This window comes from Chitinophaga sp. (genome assembly GCF_035564935.1).
Classification (GTDB): Bacteria; Bacteroidota; Bacteroidia; order Chitinophagales; family Chitinophagaceae; genus Chitinophaga.
This window is the reverse complement of the sequence record NZ_DATMTE010000791.1, coordinates 1-8,574: the sequence shown is the minus strand read 5'-3', so window position 1 is coordinate 8,574 and position 8,574 is coordinate 1. Positions and strand designations below refer to the sequence as shown.

General features: G+C 45.6%; 8 protein-coding genes. All 8 read left to right on the top strand.

Annotation, left to right across the window (positions count from 1 at the left end; all coding sequences use genetic code 11):
• The first annotated feature begins 96 nt into the window (after positions 1-96).
• Entirely contained in the window at positions 97-1,509 is a 1,413-nt protein-coding gene (locus VN105_RS20595; protein ID WP_325643715.1) for a POTRA domain-containing protein, read from the top strand.
• Positions 1,510-1,541: 32 nt separating this feature from the next.
• Positions 1,542-2,432, top strand: coding sequence for an NAD kinase (locus VN105_RS20590; protein WP_325643713.1), 891 nt, complete (start codon positions 1,542-1,544; stop codon positions 2,430-2,432).
• 156 nt (positions 2,433-2,588) lie between these two features.
• Positions 2,589-3,455 (top strand): DUF6089 family protein, encoded by an 867-nt coding sequence (locus tag VN105_RS20585; RefSeq protein ID WP_325643711.1) that lies wholly within the window; start codon positions 2,589-2,591, stop codon positions 3,453-3,455.
• Between the two features lie 215 nt (positions 3,456-3,670).
• A complete protein-coding gene (locus VN105_RS20580; protein WP_325643709.1) occupies positions 3,671-4,432 on the top strand; it encodes an isoprenyl transferase in 762 nt (253 codons plus the stop codon).
• Positions 4,413-7,169: a BamA/OMP85 family outer membrane protein gene (locus tag VN105_RS20575; RefSeq protein ID WP_325643707.1), complete on the top strand. Its 2,757-nt coding sequence runs from the start codon at positions 4,413-4,415 to the stop codon at positions 7,167-7,169. The genes VN105_RS20580 and VN105_RS20575 overlap by 20 nt, the downstream gene beginning before the upstream one ends.
• A gap of 64 nt (positions 7,170-7,233) precedes the next feature.
• Positions 7,234-7,749: an OmpH family outer membrane protein gene (locus tag VN105_RS20570; RefSeq protein ID WP_325643705.1), complete on the top strand. Its 516-nt coding sequence runs from the start codon at positions 7,234-7,236 to the stop codon at positions 7,747-7,749.
• Between the two features lie 57 nt (positions 7,750-7,806).
• Complete coding sequence (locus tag VN105_RS20565) at positions 7,807-8,316, top strand: OmpH family outer membrane protein (protein WP_079471179.1); 510 nt, start codon at positions 7,807-7,809, stop codon at positions 8,314-8,316.
• 180 nt (positions 8,317-8,496) lie between these two features.
• On the top strand, positions 8,497-8,574 hold a 78-nt coding region (gene rpmH / locus VN105_RS20560), incomplete at its 3' end, for a 50S ribosomal protein L34 (RefSeq protein WP_325643717.1).

Sequence of the window (8,574 nt, the reverse complement as noted above, 5' to 3'; positions counted from 1 at the left end):
TAATCAGTTTAATCCTGAGTCAGACAAAATCCGCGTAAAGCAAAATCTGTTATATTTGAGTATTGTCAACACTTTTAAAATGTTTCAAGGACCTACATGCTGAGATGCTGTTACTACCTGCTGGCCCTTGTATGCCTGTTGGGGATTGTGATACCGGAAAATGCTGAAGGCCAGTCGGCGCCCGTAACGGATACCAGCTACCTGGTAGTGCGTAATATCCTTGTTTCCGGTAATAAGAAAACCCGGACTTCCATCATCCTCCGGGAAATAAGCACTGTTCCCGGTGATACCATTTACCTGCGGGATCTCGCCAACACCCTTGAAGAAAGACGCAAACAACTGCTAAATACCTCTCTTTTTCTCAATGTTACTGCCAATGTAAAAAACTGGAATGGTAATGAAGCCGACCTGGTATTTGAAGTATGGGAACGCTGGTACACCTTTGCCTATCCTATTTTTAAACTGGCCGACCGTAACTTCAACCAGTGGTGGGTGGAAAAAAATCACAGCCTTAGCCGTATTAATTTAGGGGTAAGCGGTACCCAGGAAAACCTTACCGGCCGCAACGATGAGCTGAATGCCGCCCTGCAGTTTGGTTACACCCAACGGTTCGCATTGCAGTACAACGTACCTTATATCGATAAACACTTTCGTCACGGCCTCGGTATTATCGCCTCCTATAACCGTAACCGTGAGGTGAACGACAGCACCAGTAACAATAAGCAGCAGTTTTTCCGGAAAGATGATTTCCTGCGGCAGGTATATATGATAGGGCTTAACTACAGCTACCGCCGGGCCATTAATGCCCGGCACCAGGTGTTTGTAAATTATAATTATGAGAAAGTAGCGGATTCTGTGGCCATTATTAATCCCAATTACCTCGGGAAAGGCCGCACCAATGTACGTTTTATCGATATCACCTACCGTTTTACCTATATTAAGGCAGATAGCTGGGTATATCCCCTCAAGGGATTCCGGTTACAGGCAGAGGTGGGCAAAAGAGGAATAGGACCATGGAATGATGTGGATGATGTGCACTTCCGGCTCAATATGGCCAAATACTGGCAGTTGCGGCCCAAAACATTTGCAGCCCTGGGGATCCGCAGTGCGGCAAAACTTTCTAATGAACAGCCGTATATTAACCAGCAGGCGCTGGGCTACCGGGACGATTACCTGCGCGGACTGGAATATTACGTGATAGACGGCACCAGCTTCGCCATTCTTAAATCCACGCTGCGGCAGGAACTTATTTCCTTTAAGGTAAAGCTGCCCATTGTTCCGAAAAAATTTAATACCGTTCCTGTACGGATCTTCGCCAAAGCCTTTGGCGATGGTGGTTACGCCTATAATAAATTTCCGGGCAACAGCTTCCTGAACAACCGCTTCCTTTATACCGGCGGTATCGGGCTCGATATCGTTTCCTTCTATGATACCTGCCTGCGGATCGAATACAGCTTTAACCAGTTAGGGCAAAAAGGACTATTTTTACACACGTGCGTGGATATGTAGCACTGAGTCGATCGTTAAAAGCTTAAAAAAATATGCAGGTAGCACTTTATAGCAGGGGATTTATTACAGAAGATATTTCAAACATCCGCTTGTTGCTGGAGGAATTGAAACGGGCAGAAATAACTGCCATTATATACGAGCCTTTTTTTCTTACCCTGCAGCAACACATTCCTTTCGATACCACACCAACACTGTTTTCCTGTGCGGAAGACCTGCCGGGTAAAATCGACTTCCTCGTGAGCCTTGGCGGAGATGGTACCCTGCTGGATACGGTTTGCTATGTGCGTGATACCAATATTCCCGTGATCGGGATCAATTTTGGCCGCCTCGGCTTCCTGGCCAGCATTGGTAAAGAGGAGATCCATGCACTGGTACAGGCGTTGCTGAACCGCACCTACGTGGTAGACCAGCGGTCGCTGCTTCACCTCGATGCCAATATTCCCCTGTTTGGCGATGTGCCTTACGCACTCAACGAATTTACAATCCATAAAAAGGATACCTCGGCTATGGTAAAGATCCATACTTACCTGAACGGGGAATTTCTAAACACTTACTGGGCAGACGGGCTGATTGTAGCCACCCCCACAGGGTCTACAGGATATTCCCTCAGCTGTGGCGGCCCCATCGTGTTCCCCGATGCCGGCAACTTCGTGATCACCCCCGTGGCGCCTCATAATCTGAACGTAAGACCCATTATTGTACCCAATGATAACATCATTTCCTTTGAAGTGGAAGGCCGCAGCGACCAGTTTCTCTGTACCCTCGACAGCCGTATGGAAACCATTGACAACCGGGTACAGCTGGCTATAAAAAAAGAACAATTTAAACTAAGCCTTCTCAGGCTGGATGACAGCAACTTCCTGCATACCCTTCGTAACAAATTACTCTGGGGAATTGATGCCCGGAATATGATTAAAATATAGAATTGTAAAATATATTGTTACATTTACAAATATATTGTCTGCTGATTGTAATATAAATTATGCCCCGTGAAGCATGCATCCGCCAAATAAGTAAGCATAATCATCAGCTATACATTAAATAAATCCGGCATTTTAGCGTTTAAGTAGAACTGATTTATGCTGAAACCTTTTCAATATTCCCAATACATCGTTTTTTTATTGCTGGTATCGGCAGGTTGTTTATTTGCCGGGCGTGCTGCTGCGCAGAATGAACTGGAATACGTGGGGGAGCTGGGCTTTTCCGTGGGAGGGGCGCAGTATTTCGGGGACCTGAACACCCGGGGGGCTTTAAATACCCTGAAACCCGCTGTGGGCATTTACTACCGTAAATACATGAACGATTACGTGGGTATCCGCGCCCATGCCCGGTTTATGCAACTGGGTTACTCCGATGTGTACAACAAGAATGAGTTTCAGCAACGGCGGAACCTTAGTTTCAATACCAACCTGTTTGAGTTGTCGCTCCAGGGAGATTTCAATTTTTTCCGGTTTGAGCCAGGCAGCTTATATGAGCGTTTCTCGCCTTATCTTACGGGTGGCGCCAGTATTTTTCATTATAACCCCTATGCTTATCTTGACGGGGTTAAATATTTTTTACAGCCGCTGGGTACAGAAGGGCAGGGAACTGCCTTGTATCCTGAAAGGAAGCCTTACAGCCTGGTTTCCTATGCCTGGCTGATAGGGGGCGGTTTCAAGTATAATATTTCCAAAAAAGTGAATGTGGGCCTGGAGGCGCTGTACCGGTTCACCCAAACGGATTACCTGGATGATGTAAGCACTACTTACGCCGGTCCGGCTGCATTTCCGGCGCTTCCAAACGGGCAGCCTACGGTGGCGGCGCAATTGCAGGACAGGTCGTCCGTAAAAGGCAGCCCCATCGGGGTGATGGGGCGTCAAAGGGGGAACAGCCGCGATAAGGACCAGTTCGTTACCATCGAATTAACGATCAGTATTCTTTTTACTTCTTACAACTGTAAGTTTTAAAATAAAAAATACTTTCTGCGGGCGGCCTTTCCGTACCTGCCAACCGCCATGATAAGTCTCCGAATTTGCTAAAATCCCCACTGGTATTGAATCCGCTGTTAAAACTACGTTAAAACACCTTCCCAGGCTTTGCCAAAAAAGTCATTACTCTATTTTTGTATCTTTGCACCCTTTTAGGAGATCTGTTATAATCTGTTATAATACGCCTGACACAAATGAGCTTGAAGGAAAAATTGGACTTACAACGGTTGCCGCGCCATATAGCCATTATTATGGACGGGAACGGCCGTTGGGCAAAGGAGCGGGGACAAGACAGGCTGTACGGGCACCACGAAGGGGTGGAAAGTGTGCGTAATATAGTGACTACCTGTGCAGAGCTGGGGATAGGTTACCTGACCCTATACGCGTTTTCTACCGAAAACTGGGACCGTCCCGTTTACGAAGTTAATGGCATCATGGAATTGCTCGTAAACACTATCCGTATGGAAGTGAATACGTTATCAAAAAATAATATCCGGCTGAGCGTAATTGGCGACATGGAAATGCTGCCTCCCCAATGCCAGCGGGAAATGGAAGAGGCTATTGCCTTAACCAGCCAGAATACCGGCCTCAATCTCATTATGGCTCTCAGCTACAGTGCAAGGTGGGAAATCGTGAATGCAGCCAGGAAAATAGCCCTGGATGTGAAAAATGGAGCCCTGGACCCGGCAGCTGTAACGCCTGAGATATGGGAAAAATATCTCTGTACAGCCGGCTTGCCGGACCCTGAATTAATGATTCGTACCAGTGGAGAATGCAGGATCAGTAACTTCCTACTATATCAGCTGGCCTATGCGGAACTGTATTTTACAGATACCCGGTGGCCGGACTTCCGCAATGAACATCTTTACCAAGCCATCTTAAATTACCAAACCAGAGAACGGCGCTTTGGCAAAACAAGCGAACAAATTCAGCAGAATGAAGAAATTATTTCCTAAGGGCCTTCTGGCTATAGCATTATGTTGCAGTGCAGGCATTCGTGTATCCGCTCAGCAAAAAGATACCGTGCCTCCTACGCAGCCTCCTGCTAATCCGCCGGCCGTTTCTCCTATTAACACAGGCGTCCCGCAACAGTATGAAATTGCCGAAATCACGGTTGCCGGTACCCAATACCTGGATAAATCACTGCTGTTGTCGCTCTCAGGCCTCAATGTAGGAGATAAAGTTACTTACCCCGGTGGCGACCAGTTCACAAAGGCAATTCAGAGCTTATGGTCGCAAAGACTCTTTGCCGACGTAACCATTTATGTAACCAAAATAGAAGACAATAAGATCTGGCTGGAAATAGGACTAACGGAAATGCCCCGTATGTCTACATTCGCTTTCAAGGGAATCAAAAAAACAGAAGCAGATGATATTACCACCAAAGCCGGTTTGCGTAAGGGAAATGTGATCACACAAGCCCTGAAACAAAACGTGATCGGTGTTGTACATAAATTTTATGCAGATAAAGGATTTGGAAATGCTACCGTTAAAATCGAGGAAAGGAGCGACACCGGCCAGGTAAACTCCAAACACCTCATCTTTAACGTTAACAAAGGCAGTAAAGTACGTATCCAGGACATCAATATCGTAGGCAATGAAAATATAGCCGACGCCAAGATCAAGAAGAAAATGAAAGGGACCAAAGAAAAGTCCCGTTTTACGCTTCACCCGGATATGGAACACGTATACGTGGATTCCCTGGCCCAACCGGACGATTTCTGGCAAACCTACGGCTTCCTGCAGCCTACCCGCGCATTTGAAAAGCTGGACCCTTATTTCCGCTTTAAGCTGTTCAGCTCCGCCAAGTTCAACGAAAATAAATACCTCGAAGATAAAGGTAAAGTGATAGGTCTTTATAACTCCAAAGGTTACCGTGACGCGGTGATTGTAAGAGATACCACCTATAAAACCCATTCACAGAACCTGAACGTGGACATGCAGATCTCCGAGGGTAAAAAATATTATTTCGGTGATATTACCTGGAAAGGAAATACCCGTTATTCCGACTCCGTACTGACCCGTATCCTGGGTATCAAAAAAGGAGATATCTATAACCTGGAACTGCTGGAAAAAAGAATCGGTAAACAAATGTCACAGGAAGGCGGCGATATCAGCGGCTATTACATGGACTATGGCTACCTGTTTTTCCAGATCGACCCGGTGGAAATCGGCATCCGTGGCGATACCATTGATTACGAGATCCGTTTGCGTGAAGGACCGCAGGCTACCATCAAGGAAGTGCGTATAGCCGGTAACGAAAAAACCAACGAACACGTTATCCGCCGTGAGCTCCGTACCATTCCGGGTGAAAAGTTCAGTCGCCAGGATCTGATCCGTTCCAACCGTGAAATTGCCAACCTCGGCTTCTTCAACCCGGAAAAGATTGGTATGAACCCTGTACCAAACGTACAGGATGGTACCGTTGATATTGATTATACGGTGGAAGAAAAAGCGAACGACCAGCTGGAGCTGTCTGCCGGTTGGGGTGGTTATATCGGTTTAACCGGTACGCTCGGTGTTACGTTCAATAACTTCTCGCTGCGTAATATCTTCAAAAAAGAAACCTGGGATCCGCTGCCAAGCGGCGACGGACAGAAACTGTCTGTTCGTGTATCTTCCAACGGTAAGGCTTACCGCTCCTATAACTTCTCCTTCACCGAGCCATGGCTGGGTGGTAAGAAAAGGAACCAGTTTTCCGTAAGTCTTTACAGCAGTTACCAGAACCCTTACGCCTATAATGATTATTACAAGCTTCCCGGTGATACTACCACATCAACGGATGGTCACTTTAAAGTATTGGGAGCTTCTGTATCATTGGGTAAACAGCTGAAATGGCCGGACGATTATTTCACGCTGATCTACTCTGTAAACTATCAGCAGTATAAACTGAAGAACTATAACTATTTTGGTATCCCGGGATTTGAAAGCGGTACATCAAACAACATCAACATCAAACTAACGTTGTCCCGTTCTTCTGTGGATCAGCAGATCTTCCCGCGCAGTGGTTCCAACTTCATGGTATCTGCACAGTATACGCCGCCGTATTCCCTGTTTAATCCCGACAAGGATTACTCCAAGGAATCTGCATCCCAGCAGTTCAATTTCATTGAGTACCAGAAATACCGCTTCAATGCAGAATGGTACGTGCCTTTGAGTCGTCCGATGGGTAGCGACAATAAAACTTTTGTATTGAAAGTAGCCGCGAAATTTGGTTATATTGGCCGTTACAACAACCGTACAACCCTGTCGCCTTTCGGCCGGTTTGAAATGGGTGGTGATGGTTTGAGTAACTTTGCGATCTACGACCGTGATATCATCTCCCAGAGAGGTTACCCGGTGTATTACACCTCCGATCCGAGCATCAATCCTGAAAACGGTCAGCCTGCCAACTATTCCGGTTTCACTGTATTCAATAAGTATGTGATGGAACTGCGGTATCCGTTCAGTTTGAATCCCAGCTCCACCATCTTTGGTTTGGCCTTCCTGGAAGCGGCCAACGGTTACAAGGATCTGAATGAGTACAATCCGTTCAGATTACGCCGTTCCGCCGGTATTGGTATGCGTTTTTACCTGCCGATGTTTGGATTGCTCGGGTTTGACTATGGTATCGGGTTTGACCGTCTGCAACCAGGCGGTGGTTTGAAAGATGCTGCTAAGTTTACGTTTATGCTTGGCTTCGAACCAGAATAATGTGGAAAATAATTATATATTGCAAGTTTAACCGTCATTGGGTTTTGCAAAAAATTATTGTAGCATGAAAAAATTATTTATTACAGCCGCTATTGTGCTGGCTATGGGCGGTGCAGCAAGTGCACAGCGCTATTGCGTGATAGATACAAAATATATCCTGGAAAGTATTCCGGAATACAAGGAGTCGCAGAAGAAACTGGATGTAGTGGCAGAGCAATGGCAGAAGGAGATTGACGCCAAATTCCAGGAAGTGGATAAGATGTACAAGTCGTACCAGGCAGAACAGGTAATGCTTACAGAAGAACTGAAGCGTAAAAGGGAAGATGAAATAGTGGCGCGCGAAAAAGAGGCAAAGGATTTGCAGAAGAAGCGTTTCGGTTACGAAGGTGATCTTTTCAAGAAAAGGGAAGAACTGGTAAAGCCTATCCAGGACAGGATCTACAATGCAGTGCAGAAGCTTTCTGCCAGCAGGATGTATGACTTTGTACTTGATAAGGCGGCAGGCGCCACCGTTATATTTTCTGATCCCAAACTGGATAAAAGTGAAGAAATCCTGAAATCTTTGGGTGTCAAGAAATAACTCCGTACCTATTTTTTAACTATAAGTATTAAAATTTTTTTAAACACAGACAATATCATGAAGAAGTACGTAATTATTGCTTTTGTGGCGGTTACCGGTTTGTTCAGCGTGAATGCAATGGCACAATCCAAAGTAGCGCATATCAATGCACAGGCACTGGTAGCCAGCATGCCGGAAGCTAAGAAGGCAGAAACTGATCTGCAAACTTTTGCACAGGGACTGGAAGGTGATGGGAAAGCACTGGTAGATGAGTATACGAAGAAAATGAAGGAATTTGATGATAAAGCGGCCACTATGACCGACAATATGAAAGAAATCAAAGGTCGTGAAATCCAGGATGCCCAGAAACGTATCCAGGATTACCGTGAAGGTGCTGAACAGAAAGTACAGGCTAAACAGCAGGAACTGCTGAAACCCATCTACGATAAAGCCCGTAAGGCTATTGAAGATGTGGCAAAGGAAAAAGGTTACAACTATGTAATCGACAGTTCTGCCGGTATGCTGCTGGTTTCCCCGGCTGCAGACGATATCCTGGCTGCTGTAAAGACCAAACTGGGTGTTAAATAATTAATATTTCTAATGTTAAAAGTGGAATGTGGTGTAAGCTGCATTCCACTTTTACATTTAAGAATTAGTATTTTAATTTGCTTTTCAAAAATTTTCTGCTACCTTTGCCTTCCGTTTTAAAAAATACAATCCTTTAATCCGGGAGTTTTAGTATAGTACAGGTAAAAACAAAAAAAAGAAATGAAACGTACTTTTCAACCGCATAACAGACGCAGAAAGAGCGTTCACGGCTTCAGAAAGAGAATGGAAACTGCTAAT